Below are 26,742 nucleotides of genomic sequence, written 5' to 3' on the forward strand. Positions count from 1 at the left end.
GGGGGCGTTGGCCATTCAGGGCATCGCTGCACACGAGGTTGCGCGCAACGGCGTTGCCGCATAAGCCTTGGGGACGCGGCATCCCGACTACCCCACTGCCTTGAAGGTCGCGACCTGCATCACCCATGCCGCAGAGCCCTGGAGAGATGCTGTCGCACTGTAGCTGCCCGTCGCGGTTACGAACCGGTCCTGGGCAATATCAAGGTCAGGCGTTGTAATGACACGCGTGGTAAAGCCGCTGCCGGCCGCAGTGAACCCACCCGTCGTCGTTCCGGCACCGAAGATGAGCTCATGCGCGGTGGAGGTTGTAACGGCCCCGGTGCTGGCTGAACTGGAGGTGCCCGACGCCGAGGTGCCGATATCAAAGGGATTGATGAGAGCGAGACCGCTGTACTCCAGAGCGCGAATGTCCACGTATTGAGTTGCAGTGTTGAAGGTCACTGTCACAGTGTTCGCGCTAGCGGCGGCTTGCTTGATATTCGGGGCGTAGTAGATGGCCTGGCTGATACCGCTGCCTCGCGCTGTCGGGACGGCGAGCTGATAGACATTGCCGGCCGAGTCCGTGACGGACGTAATATTCGATGTCGTGTTATTCCATCCGATCACCAGGATGTTCGTATTCCCTGTCGTCTGCGCGTTCGTGTAGGCGACCGATACCTGGGTCTGGTCGGTTTGCGGGGTGGCGGAATTCACCTGGACGAATGCTAACGGTGCCGGCGTCGTGACGGCATTATAAGTCGCAGTATAGGTCGCGCCGCCGACGGGGACTGTGATGATGTGATCTTGAGTGCCGCCATCCGACCACGAGGCGAAGTTGTAGGTCGTGGTTCCGACGGTCGCGTTGCGCGCTTCGATCTCATGATTGAAGCCGATCAACGTGTCGTAGGTGAACGGCGTCGTGCGCGCGATGCCGTCCAGATACAGTGTCAATCCGGCAGGCGCCGTGTTGAAATTGAGATTGACCTTATCGGGGAAGATCGTGACGGATTGGCTGGATTGCAGCCCGCTGGAATCGGTCGCGGTCAGCGTGATTCGATATCGGGTGAACCCGCTAAAGTCGTGCCCGGAGGTCGGGATCGTGAACGTGCCGCTGGTCACGCCGGTGATAGGAATACCCGGATGAACATGACCTTCGTGGAGGAAGTCGATATTCCAGGTATAGGCACTTGCGGGGAGTGTACCGTCTTCGGCATCGGTCGCGGTGCCGCTGAATGTGATCACGTCGCCCGCCCTGAAGGTCGCGCCATTGGTTGGCGCAAGGAGGCTGACAACGGGACTATTGCCGACGCTGATCGCGATCGGGGTCGATAGTGTGGAATTGACTCCGTCGGAGACCGTCAGCCGGGCCTGATACGGGCCGGAGACCGTGTATGTGTGCGACGGGTTGGCCGCGGTCGAAGTCGCGCCGTCACCGAAGTTCCACGAATAGGTGAGAGGCTTTCCTTCCGGATCAGATGAACCGCTACTGGAGAAGTTGACGGTGAGCGGGCTGGGTCCTGTCGTTGGTGATGCCGAAGCCGTCGCTACCGGGGGCAGATCCGATTGAATGAATTCGATGCGGCGGATTTTGCTTACGCCGAATGTGCCGCTGATATCGGAATAGCCGAGGTCGACATAGTAAAGCGCGCCATCGGGGCCTTCGGTCAAGTAGACAATGTCGCCGTAGGGGCCATCTACCGAGCCGTCGGCTGGCTCGAAGTTGAAGACGCCGGTCACGTTTCCGTTGGCGTCGAACGTCATGCGCTTGATCCAGTTCTGAGTGTAGTCCGCGAAGAAGAAGCTACCCTGATAGCTGCTTGGGAATTGCGTGCCGTGATAGACAAACCCGGCGACGATTGCGGCGTCGCGTCCATTGTGCGGATAGTAGTAAGCCGGTGCAGTGTAGGCGGGATTCCCGTTCGGAGTTTCCACGTTCGGCCAGCCGTAATTGGCGCCCTTCGCTCCGATGTCGATTTCCTCGATTGCAGTTGTATAGACGTTTCCGCCAACATCGCCAATGATAAGCCGCCCAGTGGGCGCGTCGTAGTAGGCGCGGAAGGGATTGCGCAGACCAAGCGCCCATACTGCATCGTAGTTCGGTCCGTTGCCATCGTAGAACGGATTGTCGGTGGGAACGGTGCCGTCCATGTTGTATCGCAGGATCTTGCCGCGCGGCTTCGTGAGATCCTGCGATTCGCCAGCCTGGAAATGCTCCCCGGTCGTGAGCAGGATCTTGCCGTCGTTGCTGAAGTTAATTGCCCCGCCGTGGTGCTCGGCATTGGCAATTTCAGTGTCCTGATAGATGACGAACTCGCTACCGGGCACGGTACCCGTCAGCGTTGCATTCGCCGTGAAGCGCGAGAAGCGATCCACGTTCGGTGTGCCCAGCGTATAGAAGATGTAATAGTAGTGATTGGTGTTGAAGTTTGGGTCGAGCGCTATGTCATAAATGCCTTGCTGCACTCCTGCCGAGCCGATGTTGGTGAGTTGCAGGAAAGGCGTGGGATCGGGCGTGGTATAGGGCGGGGGCAATATCTTGATTGTGCCCGCAAGTTCCACCACCAGCATGCGGCCGTCGGGAAGGAATTTGATCGCGGTCGGCAGATTGAATCCCGTCGCCAGGATTTCGTTCCGGAAGAAACTGCTGTTCGCGACGTTGACGGTTATCGGTGCTGACAATGTCGCGTGGCCATCTATGTCGGTCGCCTTCGCGGTGATAGTGTGCGCGCCATTACTGGCCGTACGCGTGTCCCACGCAAGCGCGTAAGGGTCGTTTGTATCGGGGGAGCCGGTTGCCACATTGTCGATATAGAACTGCACATTGGCGATGCCGGTATCGTCGGTTGCATCTGCAGTCACATTGACGATGCCGCTAACTTGCGCCCCATTGATTGGGGAAGCTATCAAGACCTGAGGTGCTCCGGCCGTCGGGTTGCCGACGGGCGTCGTCATGTCCGATTGCACTTGGGCCAACGTCAGCGCGCGGTTGTAGATGCGCAGGTCGTCGAGCGCTCCCTTGTAGAATTGCGCGGTCGAGGCATCCGTTCCGATGCGCATGGGATTGCCGCGCGCCGTGATAGTTGCTGACAGCACCTGCGTGTTGACGAGGGTTCCGTTGACGTAGGTCTTGACTTGCGCACCATCAAAAGTGATGGCGAGGTGGGACCACTGGTTGAATGGCAAAGTGGTCCCTCCGGCGGCGACGAGCGCGCCGCTGGGCGTACCAATATATAAATCGGTCTGATTGCCGCCGCGCAGTTCGAGTCCATACTGGTAGTAGGGCGACGACATTGTCGTGTTCCAGAACTTGCCGATGACGACAGAATCGCCGCTCGCGAGCGATTGGGGATTGATCCACATCGACAGTGTGAGGGCATTACCGGAGATGTTGGTCGAGGCAGAGTTTGGAATGGAAATGTAGTCGTTGACTCCGTCAAAGCTCGCGGCCCGGCCATTCCTGCCGGTTACCCAAGCAACGCCGTTGTTGAGCGTCGCTAGGTTTGACTGCCCTGAGGAATCGCCCGCAGTCGTTCCCGATCCTTCATCGAAGGAATAGGCAGCGACCAAACCCGGTGTTTGAGTGTTCGACACCGTGATGCTGACGGGCAGCGAATCGCCGGTGTTTCCGGAGGTATCCCGTGCGCGGGCCGTGATCGTGTGGACGCCATTCGCGACCGTCGTGGTGTCCCAGCTGACGCTGTAGGGTGATGTAGTGTCTTCGCCCCCGCCGACCGCGACATTGTCCACCAGGAAGGTCACGCCGGCCACCCCGGCATTATCGGACGCATTGGCACTGATCGTGATCGTACCCGAAACGGTCGCAGATCCCGTCGGTCCTGTGATCGTGGCCGTGGGCAGCGTCGTATCGGGCGTCAGCGTGGTGGCGCTGGCCGGTGTGGACTGTCCGGAGAGGTTCGCCGCCGCGTCCCGCGCCCGCACGGTATAAGTGTAGGATGTGCCTGGCGACAGACCGGTATCGCTGAACGTGGTCGTCGTCGGGGTGCCAACTTGCGCACCATTGCGGAAGACCTGATAGCCGGTGACCGCAACGTTGTCGGTCGAGGCATTCCACGAAAGATTGATCTGCGTTGTCGAAGCCGCGGTCGCCACCAGGCCTGTGGGAGTGGATGGCGGCGTGGTGTCCTGGGTGGCAGTCGTGGTGAATGTGGCGTTTGAGCCGATCCTTTCGTTCCCGGCAGCGTCGATCGAACGGACGCGGTAATTGTAGGTAGTGTTGGGAGCAAGGCCGGTTAGCGCAACGCTGTGTGCCGTCATCAGGGTCGCATCGAGCGTCGTCGACGATCCGTAACTGGTCGTCAGCCCATACTCGACCCGCGAAGTCGCGGGCTCGTTGGTGGTCCACGTGACTTGTGCCGAGTTCGCGGTCAGGTTCGTTGCTTTCTGCCCGGAGATCGTAGGTGCGGTTGTGTCGAGCACGATGGTATCTGTCGCCGCCGCGGACCAGTTGCCCGCGGCGTCCATGAACTGGACATAGACCGTCTTGGTGCCTGTTGCGTTCGACAACGTCCAAGCCTTGGTCGGGGCGAAGGCTTCCGCCGTCGAATACGAACTCCCGCTGTTGGAGAAGCGCATCTGCTTGACGGAAGTCACTGCATCGGTCGCAGTGAGCGTCAGCGTGACCGAGGTGCTGTTGGTTGCCGCGGCGCCGCCGTTGATCGTCACCGTACCGGTCGGCGCTTGATTGTCGACCGTAATGTTGACCGGCGTCGAAGTGGTCATGTTGTTGGCAGCATCGCGTGCCTGCGCGGTCAGCGCATGCGGGCCGTTCGATGCCGTGGTCGTGGTCCATGAGACACCGTATGGCGAGGTGGTATCCTCGGTGGCGATCAGGGTGTTGCCATCGAGCAGAAACTTGACTCCGGCAACGCCGATGTTGTCCGACGCGCTCGCTGCGAGACTCACGGTGCCGGATACGATCGAGGCCGGCGGCGCGAGGGACACGGTCGGGGCAATCGTGTCTGCCGTTCCGGCGAGGGGGGTCGCCATATCGGTTTGGATCTGATCGGGGGTGAGCGCATGATTGGCGATGCGCACGTCGTCGATAAGGCCAGGAAACTCGAATCCTGTACGGCCCGGCCGACTGCCGATATTCACGTTGGCCGTCGAATTCTGCTGGGAACTCGTGACTGTGCCGGTCAACTGTCCGTTGTCGAGGACGCCATTGAGATAGACGTTCAAAGTCTGGCCTGCGGCGTCATAGACGCCGGCGACGTGATACCAGGTGTTGGGTTGCAGCGCCGTCGCGCCATAGCGGAACATCTGTCCGCCAGAGCTGTTGGTGAGCTTGAACCCGATCGTGCGAGGTCCGGTGTCCGCGGTGATGTCAAGCTGGTATCCGGATTCGCCCCAGGTGCGCTTGGACACAACGGGCGCATCGTCAGCGGGGAACGAACGCACGTAAACCCACGCACTGAGAGTCATGCTGCCAGTCAGTTGCAGCGCAGTCGGATCCCCAAGATCGACGAAGTCGTTCACGCCGTCGAGTGCGACCGCATTGCCGTATTTTCCGGCTGTGAAGGTCGCACCGTTCGTGAGCGTGCCGACGATGCCGTGACCGGACGCATCTGCCGTTGTGGTGCCCGAGACCTCGTTGAAGGCGTAGCCTGCCGTGATGCCAAGAGGATCCGCGGCGAGCAGCATGCGCGGCTCGAGCACCTCGAGGATCAGCGGCGAATGGCTAGCATCGCGTTTGCCCTCGCCAATCGTCTCGCGATCGCTCCTCGCACTGCCCTGAACGATCCGTCGCGCCAGATGACCGAAAAAGCCCCAGGAACCCGACATCGTTGTCTCCGAATGCCACAACCGGAATCGCGCTGGGTAAATAGTCGTTATTTAATGTCAAATTAAATAGTATCATAATGCACCGGTCTAGCTATAGATTTATGAGATGTTTTACAAAAAATAACAATATTTGCGTGTGCTTCGGGAGAATGCGGAGCATCATTCAGTCCCGGCGAAGCTGAGAATTCTGTTGAAGCGAAGATCTTCGGCGAGGGCGGTCCGTCTGGCTCGCCCGTGAAGGCGCTCGGCCGCGTGTTGGCCATAGCTGCGCAATGCGCGTCCCAATGCTCCTTGAATTGGCTGCGTTCGTTTCGATCGTTTGCCTAGCAACCGAAGAAGCTTTGGGTTCACAAAACGTCTGAAAAGCTCATCATCGAGCGCGACGATCGTTTCGTAGCTACCGGGATCACCCTGGCGGCCGGCGCGCCCAAAGAGTTGGCGGTCGATGCGGCGGGACTCGTGATATTCGGTCAGGATGACATGCAAGCCGCCTCGGCTCCGGACCGCAGGATGTAGTTGGATGTCGGTGCCGCGGCCGGCCATGTTGGTAGCGACGGTAATGCGGCCCGGTTGACCCGCGCCCGCAATGATCTCGGCCTCTGCGTGGTCCTGTCGCGCGTTAAGAACCACGGCTTCGAGCCCCGATCTGCCAAGCAACTGCGAAATGTGCTCAGAGGCTTCAACCGAGCGGGTCCCGACGAGCACGGCACGACCTTTGCGAACGGTGTCGTGAACTGAATCGACCACGGCGTCCCATTTGAGGCTGGCCGTCGGAAACAAACGTGTGCCGGCATTCGTTCGGCGCAATGGCCGGTTTGTTGGGATGCGTACAACGCGGAGGCCATAGACGCCGTATAGTTCCCCCGCCGGCTCGATCGCCGTCCCGGACATGCCGCAAAGATGCATGTAGCGTCGAAAGAAGCGTTGATAGGTTATTTGCGCAAGGGTCGTGTGTCGCTCCGTGATAGTGCAATGCTCCTTGGCTTCGATGAGCTGGTGAATGCCGCCTTCCCACGAGCGGTCCGGCATGATGCGCCCGGTATACTCGTCGACGATCTGCACCTTGCCATCAACGACGATATACTGGACATCGCGTCGGTAAAGATGAAGGGCGGCCAGCGCATGCTGCGCGAGTTCTTCGCGCGCGCGCCGGATCGCCCATAGCCCTGATAGTCCTGCAGCGAGCTGAGCGATCCGGCTCTCGCCGCGGGTGGTTAGCCGCACCGACTTCTCGTTTGCGCGCACATGAAAGTCGTCGCCGGGCACTAGGCGTCGAGCGAGATCCAGTGCGGTCTCGTACAGGCCCCCGGCATTCTCGGCTCCTTCTTGCGTTCCGGAGAGGATCAATGGCACGCGGGCCTCATCGATCAGGACGCTGTCGGCCTCGTCTACGATCGCAAAATGCAGACCGCGCAAAAGCGGTGATTGATGCTGGCTAGCAAGTCTGCTGTTGAATATTGTGTCGAGAGAAAGCCGAGAACGGGCGCGGCGGGGGCCGAGCGCGAGCCGATCGCGGAGATAGTCGAACACAAGCTCCTTGTTGGTACAATAGGTGACGTCACTTGCGTAAGCACTTTGCCGCTCCTGCCGCGACTGCCCGTGCTCGACGAGCCCGACCGTGAGATCGAGCGCCTTGTAGATAGGTGCGAGCTGTTCAGCGTCGCGGCGCGCAAGATAATCGTTGACCGTGATGATATGAACCGGATGTCCCATGAGTGCGGCGGTGATCGCCGGCAGCAGCGCCGTCAAAGTCTTGCCTTCGCCGGTTTCCATTTCGGCGACCGCGCCTCCCATCATGGCGGCGCCGCCGAGCAATTGTACCGGAAAGAGACGCATCCCGACGTGACGACGCGCCGCCTCGCGCGCAAGCGCAAACGAACGCGCCATTTGATGCGAGTAGGGGTGAGTCGACAGCAATGATGCGCGCAGCTCCTCCGCGGTTTCGCGCAAACGCCGGTCCGTCAGGACAGCGAACGGCGGTTCCAGATCGCCGACCAACCGGACAAAGCGGCTGAGGCGATCACGCGCGAGGGCCGGCTGCAGGAACGGCAAGACCCGGCCCCAAGCGTCGAGCAGGGCAGCATCGAGGCCAATCTCTCGGCGAGCGGGTTGCTCCGCATAGGGTGCGTCCACCGCCACCGAGGTCGAGCCGACGAAGTTTCGTTTGCGCTTGAGCATACGGATGCCCTCAGACCTGCAGCTGAGACAGCAGTAATTGTCGTAGACGGCGCCAGATCTGCTGGCCCGGCGGCTCCCAATTGAAGTTGAAGCGGACGTAGGCACGACCGCCGAACGCGGTGGCTGCCGGTGCATTTTCGGGCAGTATGAGATCGATTTGGAAGACGCGTTGCAGCGTCTTTACGCCTTCGGGATCACTGGGATCGACGGTGAAGGCGCCGCCGCCGGCGCCCCCCAAAGCCCTGCTGGGGAGGACGTCACGGCCTGCCGGTATTTCGCGAATGACCTCAACGGGCAACGTCTCATCAGGGCGCTCTGCGAGTTTAACTTCGGCACTTCGCAGCCGATGGCGAACGAGGTCGATGTCGTCCTGACGGATGGTTGCGCGCACGATGCGTGAACCGGGAGCAAGTACGTAGCCGATCTGTTGCCCTTCGCGCAGGAAGCGTCCAGGCAGATCTTGTGGTTTCATAACGGCAAAGGTGCCCTCGCTGCGGCTGTGCACGATGAGGCGCGCGGCGCGATCGGTTGCGCTCGCGAGCTCGGCGCGTACCTGTCCCAATTCCGTCGTGGTGATCTCCGCGCTCGCGCGGTCGGTAAAGCGCTCGATCTCAAGCCTCACTTCGAGTTCGACGATGCGTGCGCGGAGAATTGCGAGTTCACTCTTTAGTGTTGATTCTTCGCTTTCGACCAGCGCTTCTCCGGCCGTGACATTCATGCCAGGATGGACCAGAAGCGCGCGCGCGAAGCCGTCGGTTCTCGCGCGCACGATTGCATTCTCCGGCAACCAGACGACGCCTTCCGTCGTGGTGTAAGAAGGGACCGGAATTAGGAAGAGCATCAACCCGGTGGCCAGGATCATGCCGAAGGTCGCCGTCACGACGCGGGCACGATTGCGATGAAGGGTCGGGCTCGCGAGCACGAACCACAGGGCCTTGCCGATCGGCAGCGCAACGCCTGTCAGCAGACTCCAGACCGCAATCGAGACGCCGAGGGCGAGATATTGCGAGGCGACGAACACGGCGATCGCGAGCATCACGACCTGGCGGTAAATGAAAGCAGTCGGTGCGTATAGAAGGAGCCAGATTCGTTCGCCAGTCGTGGCTACGAAATCCTTCGATCCATCCGCGCGAAACGCGTAACGATTGACCAAGTAGCCCCAATACCGGGTAGCGCGCTGCGCCAGGTTCGGGATTTCCAGCAGATCCGCGAGAATGTAGTAGCCGTCATATCGCAGGAGCGGATTGCCGTTGTATACCAGGGTCGAGACACCGGCCACGGCCAGTGCGTCGAATGCGAGCGCGCGGACAAGTCCAGCCTCTACGGTAAGCCATACGTAAAGCGCGAGCGCAGCGAAGAATACTTCGACAATCATTCCGGCCGCGCCGACAAGAGCGCGCCGCCACTTGCTGCGGAATGCCGATGCGGCAGAGGCGTCGACATAGGGCAACGGGGCGAACACCAGGATCATGACTCCGAATTCGGGTACTGTTCCCCCGAACGCCGTGACTGCAAATCCGTGTCCAAGTTCATGCAAGGCCTTGAGCAGGAGATACACCAGCGCGAGCGACAGAAGGTTATCGGTGGCTAGGATTCGGTCAGAGGCGTCGGCGGTTAGTTCCTGCCAGTGTTGTGCCGCGAACAGGGGCGCCGGCAACACGACCAGTAGCCACAGCACGGCACCCGGAAAACTGAATAACCATTCTGCAAGCGGCCGAGTACGCTCGAAAAACCTGACCGGATGCCAGAGCGGAATCCGCAAGGCCAGCGGGTAGAGCACGTTGCCGAGCCACCGGGATCGTTTGGCTTTCCCCGCACGCGCGACCAGCGCGCTTGCATCCGGAGTCACTTCGGTTTGTAACAGGTCGAAAGCGCTGAGTTCGGCCAACAATTGGATGGCGTCGCTCTGGCTCGGCGCCTCCTCTGCAAGAGCGGATCCGACCTCGTGCCAGATCTGGTCAACCGTTCGCAGGCCGTCCATCGCGGCCACGATCATGTAGCCGGCGGGCGACAAGCGATGCATCCGGCCGGTCGCGTGATCCTGCACGACGTACCAAATGCAGCCCCGATACCGATGTCGGTAGACCGAGGTGTGGTCGCGAAGCTTCGGCCTGCGTTGCGCGACGCGATACCAGGACGAGCTTAGAAACGGGGCTGCGGTCATATCGCCCCTCTCACGGCAGGTACTTCCACGCGGCAAGACGCAGCCAATCGATCACTGGATGCAGCCAGATCCACGCAAGCGAGCGTCGTCCGGAATTGATCTTTGCAACGCCTTCCATCCCGGGACGCAATGCAAGGCCCGCTTCCGAGAGGCGGGCCTCAATCCGAAAAGCATTGCGTCCTTCTTCGGCGAGCGTAACCGGCGTGATCTTGCTCAGGGTCATCGGCACCGGTTCGCCGGGCCTGCCTGCGAGTGCGACGGTGCCGGTTTGGCCGACCGCCACGAAGCGAACGTCGCGTTCGTCGACCTGAACGATCAAGCGATAGGAATCGAGTGGCGCCACCTCGAACAGCGTCTTTCCCTTCTCGACGGGAGAACCGAGCATCTGGCTCAGGTCGCCGGAGACGACGACACCGTCGAATTGAGCGAGAATCCGGGTGCGTGCGAGCTTTTCTTCCGCGAGTGCCAGCTGCGCCTCCGCCTGCCGGATCTGCGGTTCCAGCACCACGATGCCGTTGCGATTGTGCTTGGCGAGCGCCTCGCGCTCGCGTTGAAGCAGCTTGTCGAGTTCGGCTCGCCACTTCAGCCGATCGAGAGCGAGATCCCGGTCGTCAAGCTGGGCGAGAAGGTCGCCCTGCCGCACCGTGTCGCCAGCCCGTGCCGGGGCCGCTCGAACAAATCCGTCGAACGGAGCCACAGCTGCGCGCTGCACTTCCGCCTCAAGCACCGATTTCGCGGTGACGCGGTGCTCGCCTTTCGCAAAGACCAAGGTTAGCGCGAGCACCGTGATGCTGCCGACGCAGAGCTTGAGGATCGGCCGCCGCGTGCCGAACAGTGCCGCGCATCCGTCGCCGATACCGTCAACCACACGTCCGCCCAAGAGCCGGTTCGCCCGCAGCTGCAAAGCGATCTGAGGTCCCAGCAGCGCTGCTATCCCCTCTACCAACTTCAGCATGTCGGCCGTAAAGGGTTCGGCGCGGTGACGTTCGAAGGTGAGAGCGCCAGTGGGTTCTCCATGGGGGCCGACCAGTATAGCTGACATCGTCGACGAACCGGATGCCTTTGCTTCCTCCGCCAGTGCCCGATGAGCGATGGCCACGACGCGTCCCATCGTCGGCAATGGCGGATAAGCGACGCATCCGCGCTGCTCGATCGCCTCTTCCATTGCGTTCTCGATCGCATTGGCGAGGCGGCTCTCGCGTTTGAAGCTGGCCGAGAACGAAACCGCACGCAGGTAGATTGTGCCATTCCGACCGACAATACCCAGCGATACGCGCTCGCACCGCAGCCGGGTTGCCAATTCGTTGACCACCGCGATTGCCATACCGCTCAGCCGCGGCTGCGCGTTTACTGTGACCAGCAGGTCGAGGCACGATGCGGCTCGCGTCACGTCAGACGAGAGATCCTTAGTATGCCTAGCCCAAGGCAACGCCTCGAGCCAGCCCGCCCCCCAGCGCAATTGCTCAGCGACGATGGCTGGGCTGACCAGAGGCTTGGCGGCCGTCGTCGTCAATGCGATGGCCACAGCCGCAATCGGCTCGTTCGTAGTGCCCAGCGGCAGGGCGACTATCAGGGCCACAGGTTGCGCGGGTCTGGAATCAGGACCGACGCGACCGGGAGCAACGACCAAGCGGCGCTCCGCGTAGGCGGTTTCGGCCAGGCGCATGAGATCGCTGGCATCCACATCCCGAGGCGGCCACGTTACCGATAGCAACGGAACAGTTGAATCAGCCCGCCGCAGGAGCAACAGACCCGCCGACACGCCGGCAATACGGCTGCATTGCAGCGCCAACCAGGCCGAAACAAATGTCGCTTCGTTTCCCGCGTTCAGCAATCCTTGCCAGTGCGGCGACGTCGTCGTATCCGCGGGCACTCGCCGCAATTGTGGAGCGGAACCCCCGCTTGCCGTAGAGTCGGGCTCAGACATGTGCTGTCCAAAAGAGCGCCGACCAGTGGCCTTGGTGGTGCTGTCGGAGGGTGGCCGTCATCTTGTGCCAATCCATTGGCCATATTATTCTTCGAGTTATGTCATTTTAAGATAATTAAATCCACATAATATTATGTACAATAGGGCGGAAGCGGAATTCGATGGGAACTCGCATGATGCGTCCAATTGAGGGAATTGTCCGCAGAGCTCAGCGGATGAACTACATCGCGTGGTGCTTTTGCCTACCGGTCGGGATCTTGCTTGCAGGCTCCGGTGCAAGGGCAGTGACCCCAGAAACCTCGGCGGGGGAGCGAGAGTTCAATTGCGTGATCGAGCCGCAACAAACCGTCAAGCTGGCGAGCCCGGCAATCGGCATGATCGCGCGCCTCGATGTTGATCGCGGCGATATCGTTCGGCAGGGCCAGATCATTGGCAAGATCGAAGATGGAGTCGAGGCCGCAACTCTGGCGCTCGCGCAGGCCCGCGCAACCAATGATTCCCCCGTGAAGTCGGCCGAAGCCCGCGCGCAGTTCCTGCGTCAAAAACATGAGCGTTTAAAAGAGCTTCATACAAGGTCTGTCAGCCCACTCGCTTCACTCCAGGAAGCCGAAGCGGAGGTGCGGGTTGCCGAGCAGCAGCTCAAGGAGGCGCAACTCAACAAGGAGCTTGCTCGCTTGGAAGTCGCGCACGCCGAAGCGGTTCTGAATCAACGCGCGCTGCGTAGCCCGATCGACGGCGTGGTGGTCGAGCGGCTTCTTGTTCCGGGCGAATATCGAAATGACCAGAGCCCAGTCCTCACCCTCGCACAGATTGATCCGCTGAGGGTCGAAGTGTTCGTGCCCACCGCGTATTTTGGTCAAATCCGTGCCGACAGCAGAGCCGAGGTGCGACCGGAGCTGCCCATCGGGGGCGTCTATATTGCCTCTGTCACCGTTGTCGACCGCGTACTCGACGCTGCCAGCGGAACGTTCGGGGTGCGTCTGTCCTTGCCGAACCCGCATTTGGCGCTGCCTGGGGGAATTCGCTGCAGAGTCGCATTCGTTGGGGAGTGACAGTCCGGCTCTAACGGCTGCTGACAGGCCATCATGCCAAAAAAATAGAGTGCGGGATCATCGCGAGAGCCTGGAGCGGTTGGTTCAGGCAATGCCGATGCGGTTCGCTGATTCTCAGACAGAAATGCCTCTGTGTTGATTGTTCTATTTATTCATTTGGATCGATGGCACCGCTCATCGATGTGGGATTTAGTATGACGCGGAGCTCTATCGGAGACATCGAGCTTCTCGACGACCTCGAATGCGAGGATCTACTAACCGCGGCCTCATTGCGCCTCTCTGTTGCTAGAAAGTTGGCCTATCAGTGCAGCCATTGGGCTTGGCAAACCGCTCGCATGATCGTCGCCTGAACTATCAGCCGACGAAGTTGGGGGCCAGCCGCGGCTCGTTCGGCTGCCCGATAGCAGTGAGACGTTCGCGACACGAACGTTACCGCGATGAGAGATGGCAGAGCGGCGAAATAGCAGCAGCGCTCCCGGAGACAGGCATGCGCATGAACCTGCTTGCCCATTTGTAGGCCGAGCTCTCGCTTGAATTTACATATTAAATACGATTTATATTGAATTTATATGAAAATATAATATTAATACCGTCAAGGATAATTAATCGCACGCTTCTGGCCATGACCTGGCTCGACTGGATCCGAACCTCAAGGGATCGGCGGATGTATCGACTCGCCCGATCCACCTCAATTATTGCGCTCGCCATGATGGCCGGAGGCACTCAATCGACGGGCGCAGGACGCTTGCGGACGCCCACGACTTCTCAAGCAGCGCTGGAGCGCATCGAACTCGGACGGCCCACGCTTCCGCCGTTGACTTACACGATGTTCTGCCTGCGCTATGAGGCCGAATGCCGCTCGCGGCGAGGCTTCCGGGGTGGTCCGGTCAGGCTGAACGACGATCGGTGGACGGATCTTTTGGAGGTCAATCGTGCGGTCAACCTGGCCATTGTGCCCATGCCCAACGACCTCGGCTTGGCCGGCGAGGCATGGAGCATCAATCCCGATCGCGGGGACTGCAACGACTACGCTGTAAGCAAACGTCACGAACTCCTTCGGCGTGGCTGGCCGGCGCGGGCTTTGCTACTGAGCGAGGTCATCGTCAGTTCCGGAGAGCATCATTTGGTGCTGCTCGTCCGCACTCTGAGCGGCGATCTGGTGCTCGACAATCTCGCTCCAGAGATCAAGCTCTGGTCGCGCGTTCCCTATCGTTGGCTTCGCGTACAAATGCCGAGCAGTCATCAGCTTTGGTCGACAATCGACGGCAAAGGTGCATAATCCTAATTCGGCGAGCGAAATGCGAATCACCATCTCCTCGTCTTCCCAGTAAGCTGTTGCGAAAGGCGCGGAGGCGAAGCTTGATCGGCAGCAGATTAATGGAACTATCGAAGACCAGGCCATTGTGTCAGGGCTGGTCTACGTGGGTCCGAATAGTCACGTCAAATCGGGAGCCGTTCTAAACGGCCCTCTAATAGTTGGCCCGGACTGCGTCGTTCAATCTGGAGCGAGAATTTTGGGCAGATCATTCATTGGGACAGGATCGCAGCTTCGAGCCGGATCATTCGTTTGTAACAGCATACTCATGAACCGCTGTATCATTTCCGAGAACTCCGTTGTGCAGAACTGCATTCTCGGGTCTGATGTGTTGGTTGGAGCAGGGTGCCTCGTGGGAGATGCAGCAGCTCAAGCGCCAGATCTGGCGGCTTTCGTCGGCGACCAATTGGGTCTTGGGGCTATAATCTGCCCGGGCTCGATTGTGGCTTCATCTGACGAGGTCGCGGCGGGATCAGTCGTTGGCGGCTCCTAAGACACCCATTTTCTATGTTTAAAGAGTCAGATGCGCTACAAATGAAGAAGCTTTCGCTCGTCGACAGACTTGAGGTCCTTGCTGAGAAGGGCGTGGATCTTGTTGATCCCCGCCAAATATTCATCGACGATGAAGTTCAACTGGATCGCATCTTTCCGGGATCTGTACTTTTCCCGGGGACCCGTTTGCTCGGGTCTGGAACCGTTGTTGCTCCTGGCGCAAAGCTGGGGACAGAGGGACCAGCAACCGTTGTAAACTCGATCATTGGAGAAGGTGCGGAAATCGGCAGCGGGTTCGTCACCGATTCGGTGCTTCTTTCCAAGGCTAGAATAGGATCGAATGGGCACATTCGCGGGGGCACTCTTCTAGAAGAGGAAGCTTCGACTGCTCATGCTGTCGGCCTTAAGCACACGATCCTGACGAGCTTCGTAACTCTGGGGTCGCTCATTAATTGTTGCGACTGCTTTATCTCGGGGGGGCGCTCAAGGTCCAATCACACGGAAATCGGGAGCGGGTTCATCCATTTCAATTTCACCCCATGGGGAGAAGCCGGTGACAAAGCAACTCCCTCGTTGATTGGAGACGTTCCTCAAGGGGTTTTTCTCAGGCAGGAGCGAATCTTTATAGGTGGCAACAGTGGGATGGTCGGCCCTAACCGCATAGGCTACGGTACATTCACTGTTGCCGGGCAGGTCATACGTTCGGATGTTGGAGCCAGACGAATTCATGCCGAAACGCTGCGCGGTATCGACGGTCCTTGGACCTTCGAAGCAAGACGACTCTCTGGTTCAAGAGTCGAACGAAACCTAGAATACGTCGGCCAATTAGCGGCCCTTCGTTGTTGGTATGTTGCGGTACGAAAAGCACGCTTAACTGCCGAGCAGAGACAGTCTCATTTAGGGATGACAATGGATGCAGCGATTCATCTCATTGATAGTGGTATGGCGGAGCGGTGGTTCAGGCTTGCTCAATTTCTTGGAGTCAGTACTCTGCCCGCCATGCAGCTCCCCTCCGTTGCATGCCCTTTGGCAATAGAGCCAAGCTCCATGAGTCATGTGGAATGGCTACGGACGCTTTCCGACGATGCGGTGGGTGCCGGTACAGATTGGCTGCAAACCATCGTGCAAGAGTTTGTTGGAAATAACCAAATCAGGACTTAGAATGGGTGAACGCCCATTTTGGGGTTTTCAAGCTATTTTACCCCTCCGACCGTGAAGCTGTTGCTCTCCTGACGTCAGCCGCGATAGCCGGTTCAGGCGGTCACATTGTGGGTGGCAACAATGGCTTCGGCAACAACGGCGGTGATGGCAGTCCTAACGGGAAAGAGGATCTCGATCGGTAAGGTCGGCGGTCAGCGCGGGTATTTAGGCCGCCGCAGCGGGGGCCGGGGCTCAGCCGGTCCGGCGGCGCCTTTGGGCGGACGAGCGATCGATCAGCAGATCGTTCAGCTTCTTACCGGCTCGAAGCTGAGCTTTCAGCCATCGGGGCTGCTTACCGCGACCGGACCAGGTTTCGGACGGATTCTTCGGGTTCTGATATTTCGGCAGCACTGGGGGGTAGGGGCGTCGAGGACGTTCCTCGTTCTGGGTCGGAGCGGCCGTCCCCTCAATCTTGCGAAGCCGCTCTTCGAGCTTGGCTTTTTCCGCGGTCATCCTGCGACTGAGAACAGTCGTGACCTCATCGTAGAGCCGCCACAGCTCGGCTGTGGTCATGGATGCCCAGTCCTCATTCTCCATGGAAGCCGTCCCCAACTACCCCCGAACCCAAACAGGAGGGGGGATTATCAGGTCAAACCGGGGTCCGGCAAGCACGATCCACTCGCCGCGGCTGCGCCAGTGTGCAACGTGGTGGTCGGAGTTACCGGCTGGGCCTGTGCCTCCGGACGAGCGGTCGCATCCCAAGCGCCCTCCGCCCGCGGGATCGTCGCCTGGGCGCAAGCAATCGCTGCTCGGCCTTCAACACGCGACTACGCAAGTTCTGCAATTCAGTGAATTGAACGATGAGAGCCTGATGAGTTTGACGCAAAACAGCCGAAGAATACATTTTGACCACCTACTCATTGCCAACGATGCCCCCGTGACCGCTCATTGAAGTTGCTGAATTGACGAAAATACAGCTCCAACTTGGGTGACCGGTTTTCATCGGTGCTACACGGGCCGCGATCAGACGCAGCCATTTACGCTTGATTACCCAGCTTCGCTTTGATGAATAGTATTACTTTTCCCCCCTTCAGAGGCGAGGCTCTTTGAATGGCCTCGCGTTTGCCGAAACTTCGTCGAATGTTAGATTTGAATCGTGAATGTCCCAATATATCGTTCGTAATAATGACGCCAACGAAGTTAATTGGATGTTGACCATAACAACAAGGCCGCCAATCGGTGCGCCGATGACATTCTATGAGAGAATCTGTAAATCGTATCTATCAGTCGTTGTTCTTTCGTCTGGGAATTTTGCGGCGTTGGTGCACCGCATTCTTACGGTGCTGCGCCTATCTGCCGCTCAAGTTACGGTGGCGCAGCCATCGACTTTGCCGGGCCGTCCAAGACTTGAGACGGTGCGACGTTAGGGCCGGGTGGACTGGGTAACCTCGCGCGTTTGAAAAGAAAAATTTGGATTAAGCGGCTGCACGGGGGGTTATTAGCAACAGGCAGGGAAGCATGCGCCGCATCAGAATTGTCATCGCGGATCGACACCCGATCGTCTTGCAAGGAATCAGGAGCGTTCTTGCGCCGCAGCGCGATTTTACGATCGTTGCGTCCTGCAGCGATGGTGCAAGCTGCACTGAGGCAATCCGATTTCTTGCGCCGGACGTCGCGCTTGTCGATGCTGCACTGCCCGATGTCCGTCGGCAGCAGATCCTCGCTCTTGCAAACGCTGCAGGCCCAGGTCCCGCGGTGATCTTCTTCGCCGGTATCGCGGCCGACTGTGAGCTGCAAAGGCTGGCCTTGGACGGCGCCTGCATCGTCCTCTCGAAGGATTCGGATGCCGAGATGCTGGTCGCAACCCTGCGGAAGGCCGCCCAGGGCCAAGCTGCGGCTTCGCTGAGCACCGGGCAGGTCGACGAGGAACCCCGCGCCGACGAGAAGTCCCTGACACAACTGACGGACCGGGAGCGGCAGATCATGCGGCTCGTGTCGGAGGGGCTATCGAACAAGGAGATTGGACGTCGGTTGAACCTTGCCGACGGTACGATCAAGGTACACCTTCATCATATCTTCCAGAAGCTGGATATCAGCAATCGTACGGTTCTCGCGGCATTGGCGATTTCGCGAAACGAGCTGCATGCCGCGCCACGTGAGCTGGATCCCCCTGATCTGTTGCCTCAGGATCCGGCGAGCGTGAAATGACGAGGGCCTCTGGTTTCTTCCGGAGCGTGCGCGAGGGCTGGCTGTCGCGGCGCCAGATGCTCAGCCATGTCGCGGCAGGCGCCTTCGGCCTCGGCTAACGTTTGAAAGGGCGAGCCGCCAATCTTGATTGCGGCTTGGTTTTTGTCGAGCGGACGCCAGCTCGCCAAGTAGCCGGAGCGTCCGTGAAAGCCCGGACCTCGGGGGCTTCCGAAACTGATCACGAACGAGAAGCCCTCGCTGGTCGCGCTCCAGATCTCCATGTCCCGAACGGACCGATGGAATTGCAGTGGCATCGCAATGATCCATTATAGCCGAGCCTGCGCTCGATCCTGTTAAGTTAAATAGAAATTAACCATATTAAATGGCGAGCGCAACCCCGAAATCGCGCGCGAGCGGCGGGGATGCGCCAGAAGTGGAGGGCCGAGCACGGAAATTGCCGACGATCTGCCGGCGACGCACGTTCAGCAACGCCGGTCAGATAAAGAAAATTCTTGGTTGAAAGTCCATTTAATATATAATACTGTAAATAAAATTTTAAATCGAGGAGAGCGCATCGTGACCCGGGACGGCAACGAAGATGACGACCGGCGGGCGTTTTTGAAAACCTGCGGAAGATTTGCGGCCGTGACACCCCCCATGATGACCCTGCTTCTATCCACTTCCCTGACCTCAAGAGCCATCGCAAGTTCGGGCGGCCGGCTTGGAGTGACGCAGAACGACCGGGGTCAGTCGTTCTTCGATGGTGACCGGTCGTCCGCGGCAGGGCCGGGGAGATCCAGCGGCGGGTCATCAGGGGGTGGGGGTGGGGGAGCATCTGGCGGTCGCTCGGCTGGACCGTCTCGCGCCGGAGGGACATCCGGCGGTGGCGGCGGATCCGGTGGTAGCGGCGGGTCCGCGGGTGGCGGAGGCAGCGCCAAAGGGCCTTTCGCAACCGGCGGCGGCTCTGGAATTCCAAGCGCAGATGGTGGGGTCGATTGCGCAGAAGAGGATGAGGAAAAGCGCAAGGCCGAGTGCCCCGGAGCAAACACTCGGATCTCGAGCGCAACCGAATCCGGCAGATAGGAGCCTTCTCAGCTCATGCGTGAGCCGGTGGGCCGCCGTACGACTTGGCAGGAGGCGTGTCATGAATACCCGCGTTCGAGCGGAGAATCCTTGTGCTCTGCTTCGAGAACGTCTCGAAGCGCTGGTCGCCCAGCTTGCGGAACTTGAGCAGCTCAGAGAGCGGGTAGGTCGAGAGGAGAATTGTCAGCGCAAGCTGCGCAAGGCGGGCGGTCCCCATGGCCGAGCTCGGACCGCGAGCGGTCGTTCCAGCTTCACACCGGCAAAGCTCATGCCCGCGCTGGTTGCTCGCAATAAGTCGGGCTGTTGTAGCGAGCATCCGAAGGCGAATGGATGACGGGATCGCGAAAGCGAACCGGCTCTACGAGCCTGTCCCGGCTATTCGGCTCCCAGGCGAGCGGGAGGCGCTCCGCGCCGGAGCCCATGAACGAGCCCGACCGCGCCGTGCGAGACGATCCGATCGATTCTGCGGCTCATGACCTTGTAACACTCGCATGCGACGGCTTCGAGCCGCGGCCGATCAATCTCGAGCTGGCCGCGCCGATTGGATTTCAGCGCTCTTGAGGCCCGCATCGTGCTCACGACGTGTGTGACGGTGGTGCGGCGGACGCCCAGCAATTCCGACAATGTTTCCTGGGTCAGCGGCAGGAGATCGCTGCCATTTGCCCGATCGTGAATGTGGAGCAGCCAGCGCGCGAGGCGGGCTTCGACGGAATGTAGTGCATTGCAGGCGGCCACGTGCTGAAGTTGCATCAACAACGATCTCGTGAAGACCTGCACCATGGATGTGATTGCGGGGCTGCGATGTTGCGCTGCCAGGAAATGCGCGGGCGAGATCTGCAGCGCGGCCCCTGAGATGCGAACGACCGCCGTCGTGGGCGAGCGGGATGCGCCGAGCGCCGACGTCAGACCCACAGCCCCCTCGTGGCCGAGTATCGCCGTGGCAACTGTCTGCCCGTTCGGCAGCTCCATGATAGTGGCGATCGCGCCGCTGAGGGGGAAGAGAAGATGTTCGATCCGATCGCCCGATCGGACGAGCACGGAATCGCGTTCGATCACGACTTTCCGCAGATGAGGGGCAAGCAAAGCAAAATCTGCCGGCGGTAACGCTGCTAACAACCGATTACCAATCCTGGTCGCGTGGTCCATCATGGGATTGGCCCCCCGACGGATGCCCGGCGCTCGAACGCATGCCGGTGTCGAGCTGTTCTGCAGACTCCCAGCTCAACAACATGCCAACTGGCTATCACAGATATGGTTCCCATGATGAACGATGAGCGTGCCGAGGCCCGACAAGCCGGCATGCGCGAGAACCAGAAGGGTGCGTTGAACTCTGATCGGGGTGAAGTGCGAAAGGCGCCGGTGTTTGCGCCTCGACAAAGAGGTTGTAACCGCGGCTGCTTACCTTTTTTCGAGCGCTGGCGCGCGATTGCGTGCGGGCGATGGGAAGCAAGCCGGTGATCGGAACCAACCTCTGTAAATGGACCGTCAGCTACTTCGCGCTCGCAGTCGTGTGGCTGCTGCTCGCGGAGATCTTGATGGCTACCGGATTCGGCTTTCCGCATGACGACATCGGCGGACCGGACACGCTCGTCATCGTCCATATGGTTTGCGTCGGCTGGTTGAGCACGGTCGTATGCGGCGCGCTGATCCAGTTCGTGCCGGTGCTGGTCGCAAGGCCGCTCTATGCGGAGCGCTGGACGCTGCCGGCTCTGGCGCTGCTGACGCTTGGGCTGACAGCCTTGCTCGCAGGCTTTCTGGCTCTCGGCGGCCATTTCAACGGGCCGCTCTGGCTGCTTCCGGCCGGCGCCGGCCTGCTGATTGCCGGTTTCGCATTGGTCGTTGCCAATCTCGGCATGACGCTCTGGTCGGCGCGGCCGCTGCCGGCGCCCGCGCGGTTCGTCGCAGTCGGGCTTGCCTGCATCTGTGTCACGGCGGCCTTCGGTGGCATGTTCGCGCTGGTGCTGTCCGGGACGGACCTCGGGGCGCAATGGCCGGACCTGTTGGTATCGGGCGTTCCGATCCACGCGATAGCGGGGCTCGGCGGATGGCTGACCTTCACGGCCATGGGCGTCAGCTATCGCCTGCTTGCGATGTTCATGCTCGCGCCCGATGGCGATGCGAAGCTGGGCCGGCTTGCCTGGCGCGCCGGAGCCGCCGCGCTGGCGGTCGGCGTCGTCGGTGGCGTGCTTACACTTTGGCGCGCGACCGGACTGAACCTGGTGCTTCTGGTTGCAGGAGCTGCGGCCCTCCTCTCGCTGGTCGCTTATGGCCGCGACGTGCTCGGCCTGTACAGGACCCGCAAGCGCCGCGCGCTCGAGCTCAACACGCGCATGAGCCTCCTTTCGCTGGGGAGCCTCGCCGCGTTCCCGATCCTCGGCGCCGCGTCTGTTGCGACCGGTTCTTTACAGTCGCATGCCGGAGCGCTCGCCTTTCTCGTCGCGTTCGGCTGGCTCACTGGCCTCGTGCTGGCTAATCTCTACAAGATCGTCCCGTTCCTGACCTGGCTCGAGACCTACGGTCCGGTGATGGGCAGAGCGCCGACGCCGCGCATACAGGATCTCGTCGCCGAACGCCGTGCGTCGAAATGGTTCGTCCTGTTCTTTGCCGGGACTTGGGTCGCGACGTTGATGCTGTTGCTCGACGCCGCGCTCGGCTTCCGCATTGCCATCGCGGTCGTGACGCTTGCGACGCTCGGCCTCGTCGAGGAGCTCGTCAGGGCCAGGCGGCTTGCGGATGTGGCGGAGCCGCTGCGCTTGCCGGCGGGAGCAGCCGTGCCCCGTCTTCTGGTCTTGCGCAACTGAAAGGAGACTGCAATGACCGAATTCATCGACGTCGACGTCCGGCCCATCTTGCGTGCAGGCGGCGAGCCGTTCTCGATCATCATGGCCGCGCTCGAGCGGCTGGGGCCAGGGGAAGGCCTGCGGCTCCTTGCCCCCTTCAAGCCGGTTCCTCTGTTTGACGTCATGGCGAGCAAGGGCTTTGCGCATCACGAGGCCGAGCTCGAAGGCGGCGAATGGGAGATCCGGTTCATGCCGGACGATGGCTCGTTCGCAGCGGCCGAGCCCGCGCCCGCTGCGATGAGCGACGATTGGCCAGAGCCCGCCGTTCATCTCGACAACCGCGACCTTGATCCGCCGGAGCCGATGGTTCGGATTCTGGCGTCGGTGGAGCGGCTTGCGCCCGGGCAGACGCTCTCCGCCTTGCTCAGTCGTGAACCGGTCTTCCTGTTTCGGGAGCTGACCAAGCGCGGCCATCAGTGGCGCGGCGGCTTCACACCGCAAAGGGACGCCTATCAATTGACGGTGAGGGTGCTCGCATGACGGCCGAAGACGATGATCTCGTGGCCCGGATAAAGCAGGCGCTGAAGGTCGTGATCGATCCGGAGCTCGGACACAACATCGTCGACCTGGGCTTTATCTATGATGTGTCGGTCGATGACGGCGTTGCGCACATTACCATGACAGCGACGACGCGAGGTTGTCCCGCCGCGTCCTTTCTCAAGGAGGGCGTCGCCAGCAGCGCGTGTCTCGTTCCGGGTGTGGAAGCGGTCGACGTCACCATGACGTTCGAGCCGCCTTGGCATCCCTCGATGATCTCGCCGGGCGTCAAGGCCTCGCTCGGCTTTGCCGAGCTGAATTGATCCGGCGAGGCGGCCTTGATCGAAGCCGCTCCGTATCTAAGCGCCTTGGGAGCCCGGGCCGGACCAGATCTTCGCCGGTGCGCGAAGGTTCGTCAGGTCGAGCAGGTTGATCGCCCGTGCGGCGATCTGGTCGATCGCCTCATGCAGCGACTGCGGTCTCAGATAGAAGGCCGGCATCGGCGGGGCAATGATCGCGCCGATCTCGGTCGCCTGCAGCATCGCGCGCAAATGGCCGAGATGCAGCGGGCTCTCGCGGACCAGCAACACCAGCCGGCGTCGTTCCTTGAGCTGCACGTCGGCGCTGCGCGTCAGAAGGTTGTCGAGCTGCCCCCAGGCGATGGCCGAGAGCGTACGGATCGAGCACGGCGCCACGATCATGCCCGCGATCGGATACGAGCCGCTGGCGATCGAGGCGCCGACATTCGTATGAGGATGGTGGCGGAAGGCGATCGCGCGCAGCCGCGCCAGCGCCTCGCGACCCACTTCTTCGTTCAGCGTACGCTCGGCCGCTGGCGAAACCACGAGGTGCACCGCGTAGTGCGGATTGTCCGCCAGCAGTTCGACGATGCGAACGCCGATCGCAGCGCCCGAGGCGCCGCTGATGCCGACGATGATGCCTTGCCGCCCGCTCATGAGGAGACCGGAGCGCGTGCCGGCACGCCGGAGAGGCCGAGACTCGACCATATCGCATCGACACGCGCGACCACGGCAGGATCCATGGCCAGGGGAACGCCCCAGTCCCGATCCGTCTCCGGTGGAATCTTCGTGGTGGCGTCGATGCCGAGCTTGCCGCCGAGCCCCGATTTCGGCGAGGCGAAGTCGAGATAGTCGATCGGCGTGTCGGTGAGCGTCACGAGATCGCGCGAGGAATCGCTGCGCGTGGACACCGCCCACATCACGGCGCGCCAATCGCGAATGTCGATGTCGTCGTCGACCACGATCAGGAGCTTTGTGTAGGTGAACTGCGGCAGCATCGACCACAGGCCCAGCATCAGCCGCCGCGCCTGGCCGGGATAGCGCTTCCTGATCGCCGCAACCGCGATGCGGTAGGAGCAGGCCTCCGGCGGCAGCCAGCAATCCGTCACCTCGGGGAATTGCTGACGGATGAGCGGCACGAACAGGCGGTTGAGCGCCTCGCCGATCCGTGATGGTTCGTCCGGCGGCCGGCCCGTGAAGGTCGAGAGATAGATGGGCTGGCTTCGGCTGGTGATCGCCGTCACGCGCATCACGGGGAACGCCTCGACGGAATTGTAATACCCGGTGTGATCGCCATACGGTCCCTCCGGCGCGGTTTCGGTCGCGGACACGAAGCCTTCGATGACAATTTCGGCCTCGGCCGGTATCGCGAGCGGGACGGTGAGGCATGGTGCGAGGTCGGGCCGTTCGCCGCGCAGGATTCCGGCGAAGCGCAGCTCGGACAGCGTCTCGGGCAGCGGCATCACTGCGGCGAGGATCGTGGCGGGATCGGCTCCGACGACGATCGCGACCGGCATGTCGCGTCCGATCGCCTTCCATTGCTGGTGATGGCGGGCGCCGCCGCGATGGGCGAGCCAGCGGATGATGAGGCGGTCGCGACCGAGCACCTGCATGCGGTAGACGCCGACATTTTCATCCTGGCCGGCCGTCGCCGAGTCGGGCGGCACGGTGATCACGAGCGGCCAGGTGATCAGCGGCGCCGGCTCGCCGGGCCAGCAGATCTGTATCGGCAGTCTTGCGAGATCGATGTCGGGCCCCATCGTGACACAGTCCTGAACCGGGGCCGCCGCGCGCGTACGCGGGCGCGTCGCCAGCGCGGCGCGCGCGAGCGGGAGCTTGCCGAAGGCATCCCTGATGCCGTTCGGCGGTCGCGGCGCGCGCAACTCGGCCATCAGCGCGCCAAGCTCCTCGAGACGATCGGGCGCGATGCCCATTCCCCATGCGATCCGCTCGACTGTCCCAAACAGATTGGTGAGGAGCGGCATATCCGACGGATGACCATCGGCCTTGACGGGCTGCTCGAACAATAGTGCCGGTCCGTGTCCCCCAAGCACACGCCGGTGGATCTCCGTGATCTCGTGGACAACGGAGACTTTCTCGCGAATGCGTCGCAACTGCCCCCGGCTTTCGATGAAGTGCAGGAAGTCGGACAGGCCGCGAAAGCGGGGCACATCACGTTGCAACGGAACCAGCTCCTCAAAAAAGCAGAGCTAGCCGGGCTGATTTCGGTGTTCATTGTTCCGGCTCAAATACAGCTGCGTGCAATCCGTCCAGATGTGGAGCCATGAATGATCCGTCCGCCGCATCGCCCGGCTCGTTGCCGACGATTCCGCCGCTCCTCGCGTTTGTCATGCGTCCGCTGCCGCTGCTGCCGTTGGAGCTCGTCCTCACCGTCATCCTGCAGCGAATCCATCGGCGCAATCCGGCCATGTTCGACAGGCTCGGCGACCACGCTCGCGCGCGGTTCGGTATCCAGCCAATCGATCTGCCGTTTGCTTTCGTGGTCGAGGCCAGGCCACCGCGGCTGTCCGTCGTGCGCGACTTGCCGCGGGGGCTGGATGCCCAGATCTCGGCCTCGCTCGCCAATCTCCTGGCGCTGCTCGAGGGTCGGGTCGATGGCGATGCCTTGATGTTCTCGCGCGAGCTTGTCGTCGAAGGCGATGTCGAGGCGGTGCTCGCCCTGCGCAATGCGATCGACGACGCCCAGCTCGATCTTGCCACTGAACTGTCCTCGCTGTTTGGCCCGCTGGGCGCGCCGGCGAGACGCGCCTTCGAGGCCGCCCGCGGCCGCGTGATCGGTTCACCGGGGCAAGGCGAGCAATTGAGATGATGGAATTGATCTGTCCTGCCGGGACACCGGCGGCGTTGAAGAGCGCGATTGATGCCGGCGCCGACGCGATCTATTGCGGCTTCAACGATGAAACCAATGCGCGCAACTTTCCGGGGCTGAATTTCAGCCGCGACGAGCTGCGCAAGGGAATCGCGCTGGCGCATGCCCGCGGCGCGAAGATCCTGGTGGCCATCAATACCTTCCCGCGCGCCTCCGCCGTCGAGATCTGGCAGCGTGCGGTGGACGATGCGGTGAGCGCCGGAGCCGATGCGCTGATCCTCGCCGACATCGGACTGATGGATTACGCGGCGAGGCGTCATCCGAACCAGCGCCTGCACGTCTCGGTTCAGGCCGCGGCCGCGAATCCGGATGCCATCGCTTTCTATGCCGAGACATTCGGGGCGCGGCGCGTCGTGCTGCCGCGTGTCCTGAGCGTGCCGGAGATCGCCGAGATCACCCGGGAGTCGGCCTGCGAGACCGAGGTCTTCGTGTTCGGCGGTCTCTGCGTGATGGCCGAGGGGCGCTGCTCACTGTCGTCCTATGCGACCGGCAAGTCGCCGAACATGCAGGGCGTCTGTTCGCCGCCGAGCCATGTCGCCTACGAACAGACCGCGGAGGGCACGACGTCGAGGTTGGGCGGCTTCACCATCAACCGGTTCGGGACGAGTGAGCCTGCGGGCTATCCGACGCTGTGCAAGGGGCGATTCTCGACCGCACAGGGCGCTGGCTACATCTTCGAGGATCCCGTCAGCCTGGATGCGACGACCCTGCTCAAGGGCCTGCGAGATGCCGGGGTGACCGCGCTCAAGATCGAGGGCCGCCAACGCGGCCGCGCCTATGTCGAAAGCGTGGTGCGCCATTTCCGTCATGCGCTCGCGGCGCTCGAGAGCGGAAGCGAGGCCGATATTGCGAGCCTGAAGCCGTTCACCGAAGGGCAGGCCTCCACGCTCGGCGCCTATCGCAAGACCTGGCGCTAG

Annotated in this window: 19 protein-coding genes and 1 pseudogene; 11 read left to right on the top strand and 9 right to left on the bottom strand. The window is 61.3% G+C overall.

What is annotated here, in order from left to right; genetic code table 11:
• Window positions 1-87: 87 nt before the first annotated feature.
• The 4 genes from JQ566_RS22695 to JQ566_RS22710 all read right to left on the bottom strand — a co-directional run bounded on the left by JQ566_RS22695 (window position 88) and on the right by JQ566_RS22710 (window position 12,050).
• On the bottom strand, window positions 88-5,781 hold the full coding sequence (locus JQ566_RS22695; RefSeq protein WP_212375723.1) for a LamG-like jellyroll fold domain-containing protein: 5,694 nt from the start codon (window positions 5,779-5,781) through the stop codon (window positions 88-90).
• 159 nt (window positions 5,782-5,940) lie between these two features.
• On the bottom strand, window positions 5,941-7,959 hold the full coding sequence (locus tag JQ566_RS22700) for a preprotein translocase subunit SecA (protein WP_212375726.1): 2,019 nt from the start codon (window positions 7,957-7,959) through the stop codon (window positions 5,941-5,943).
• Between the two features lie 10 nt (window positions 7,960-7,969).
• Window positions 7,970-10,123, bottom strand: a complete 2,154-nt coding sequence (locus JQ566_RS22705; RefSeq protein ID WP_212375729.1) for a zinc metalloprotease — start codon at window positions 10,121-10,123, stop codon at window positions 7,970-7,972.
• A 10-nt stretch (window positions 10,124-10,133) separates the two neighbouring features.
• Window positions 10,134-12,050: an efflux RND transporter periplasmic adaptor subunit gene (locus tag JQ566_RS22710; protein ID WP_212375732.1), complete on the bottom strand. Its 1,917-nt coding sequence runs from the start codon at window positions 12,048-12,050 to the stop codon at window positions 10,134-10,136.
• Between the two features lie 215 nt (window positions 12,051-12,265).
• On the opposite strand from JQ566_RS22710, the gene JQ566_RS22715 reads away from it, so the two are divergent.
• From JQ566_RS22715 to JQ566_RS22730, 4 genes are all read left to right on the top strand, one after another.
• Window positions 12,266-13,102, top strand: a complete 837-nt coding sequence (locus JQ566_RS22715; RefSeq protein WP_212375734.1) for an efflux RND transporter periplasmic adaptor subunit — start codon at window positions 12,266-12,268, stop codon at window positions 13,100-13,102.
• 622 nt (window positions 13,103-13,724) lie between these two features.
• Window positions 13,725-14,381: a transglutaminase-like cysteine peptidase gene (locus JQ566_RS22720; protein ID WP_249139735.1), complete on the top strand. Its 657-nt coding sequence runs from the start codon at window positions 13,725-13,727 to the stop codon at window positions 14,379-14,381.
• A 142-nt stretch (window positions 14,382-14,523) separates the two neighbouring features.
• Window positions 14,524-14,910 (top strand): GlgC family sugar phosphate nucleotidyltransferase, encoded by a 387-nt coding sequence (locus JQ566_RS35075; protein WP_479683931.1) that lies wholly within the window; start codon window positions 14,524-14,526, stop codon window positions 14,908-14,910.
• A 41-nt stretch (window positions 14,911-14,951) separates the two neighbouring features.
• On the top strand, window positions 14,952-16,070 hold the full coding sequence (locus JQ566_RS22730) for an LbetaH domain-containing protein (RefSeq protein WP_212375740.1): 1,119 nt from the start codon (window positions 14,952-14,954) through the stop codon (window positions 16,068-16,070).
• Window positions 16,071-16,301: 231 nt separating this feature from the next.
• Here the strand turns inward: JQ566_RS22730 and JQ566_RS22735 are convergent, their stop codons facing one another.
• Window positions 16,302-16,622 carry an H-NS histone family protein gene (locus JQ566_RS22735; RefSeq protein ID WP_434057836.1) on the bottom strand — a complete coding sequence of 107 codons (321 nt, stop codon included), beginning with the start codon at window positions 16,620-16,622 and terminating at the stop codon, window positions 16,302-16,304.
• 945 nt (window positions 16,623-17,567) lie between these two features.
• On the opposite strand from JQ566_RS22735, the gene JQ566_RS22740 reads away from it, so the two are divergent.
• Both JQ566_RS22740 and JQ566_RS34665 read left to right on the top strand, forming a co-directional pair.
• Window positions 17,568-18,257, top strand: coding sequence for a LuxR C-terminal-related transcriptional regulator (locus JQ566_RS22740; protein ID WP_212375746.1), 690 nt, complete (start codon window positions 17,568-17,570; stop codon window positions 18,255-18,257).
• Between the two features lie 552 nt (window positions 18,258-18,809).
• Window positions 18,810-19,109 (top strand): annotated as a pseudogene (locus JQ566_RS34665) (hypothetical protein); the annotation flags it as partial.
• 223 nt (window positions 19,110-19,332) lie between these two features.
• On the opposite strand, the gene JQ566_RS22745 reads toward JQ566_RS34665, so the two are convergent.
• Together JQ566_RS22745 and JQ566_RS22750 are read right to left on the bottom strand one after the other, a co-directional pair.
• Entirely contained in the window at window positions 19,333-19,536 is a 204-nt protein-coding gene (locus tag JQ566_RS22745; protein ID WP_212375749.1) for a hypothetical protein, read from the bottom strand.
• A gap of 158 nt (window positions 19,537-19,694) precedes the next feature.
• A complete protein-coding gene (locus tag JQ566_RS22750; RefSeq protein WP_212375752.1) occupies window positions 19,695-20,468 on the bottom strand; it encodes a Crp/Fnr family transcriptional regulator in 774 nt (257 codons plus the stop codon).
• A gap of 305 nt (window positions 20,469-20,773) precedes the next feature.
• Here JQ566_RS22750 and JQ566_RS22755 point away from each other — a divergent pair, with 305 nt between their 5' ends.
• The 3 genes from JQ566_RS22755 to JQ566_RS22765 are packed head-to-tail and all read left to right on the top strand — an operon-like array spanning window position 20,774 to window position 22,959.
• On the top strand, window positions 20,774-22,120 hold the full coding sequence (locus JQ566_RS22755) for a hypothetical protein (RefSeq protein ID WP_212375755.1): 1,347 nt from the start codon (window positions 20,774-20,776) through the stop codon (window positions 22,118-22,120).
• Between the two features lie 12 nt (window positions 22,121-22,132).
• Window positions 22,133-22,639 carry a DUF2249 domain-containing protein gene (locus JQ566_RS22760; protein ID WP_212375758.1) on the top strand — a complete coding sequence of 169 codons (507 nt, stop codon included), beginning with the start codon at window positions 22,133-22,135 and terminating at the stop codon, window positions 22,637-22,639.
• Entirely contained in the window at window positions 22,636-22,959 is a 324-nt protein-coding gene (locus JQ566_RS22765) for a metal-sulfur cluster assembly factor (RefSeq protein WP_212375761.1), read from the top strand. The genes JQ566_RS22760 and JQ566_RS22765 overlap by 4 nt, the downstream gene beginning before the upstream one ends.
• A 36-nt stretch (window positions 22,960-22,995) precedes the next feature.
• Here JQ566_RS22765 and JQ566_RS22770 read toward each other — a convergent pair whose 3' ends face one another.
• Window positions 22,996-23,592: a UbiX family flavin prenyltransferase gene (locus JQ566_RS22770; protein WP_212375764.1), complete on the bottom strand. Its 597-nt coding sequence runs from the start codon at window positions 23,590-23,592 to the stop codon at window positions 22,996-22,998.
• Complete coding sequence (locus tag JQ566_RS22775) at window positions 23,589-25,118, bottom strand: UbiD family decarboxylase (protein WP_212375767.1); 1,530 nt, start codon at window positions 25,116-25,118, stop codon at window positions 23,589-23,591. Before JQ566_RS22775 ends, JQ566_RS22770 begins: the two co-directional genes overlap by 4 nt.
• A gap of 101 nt (window positions 25,119-25,219) precedes the next feature.
• Here JQ566_RS22775 and ubiT point away from each other — a divergent pair, with 101 nt between their 5' ends.
• On the top strand, window positions 25,220-25,765 hold the full coding sequence (gene ubiT, locus JQ566_RS22780; RefSeq protein WP_212375770.1) for a ubiquinone anaerobic biosynthesis accessory factor UbiT: 546 nt from the start codon (window positions 25,220-25,222) through the stop codon (window positions 25,763-25,765).
• The gene (gene ubiU / locus JQ566_RS22785) at window positions 25,765-26,742 is read left to right on the top strand and encodes a ubiquinone anaerobic biosynthesis protein UbiU (protein WP_212375860.1); all 978 of its coding nucleotides are present in this window, start codon (window positions 25,765-25,767) and stop codon (window positions 26,740-26,742) included. Before ubiT ends, ubiU begins: the two co-directional genes overlap by 1 nt.

The organism is Bradyrhizobium sp. SZCCT0231 (assembly GCF_018130245.1).
Classification (GTDB): domain Bacteria; phylum Pseudomonadota; class Alphaproteobacteria; order Rhizobiales; family Xanthobacteraceae; genus Bradyrhizobium; species Bradyrhizobium japonicum_F.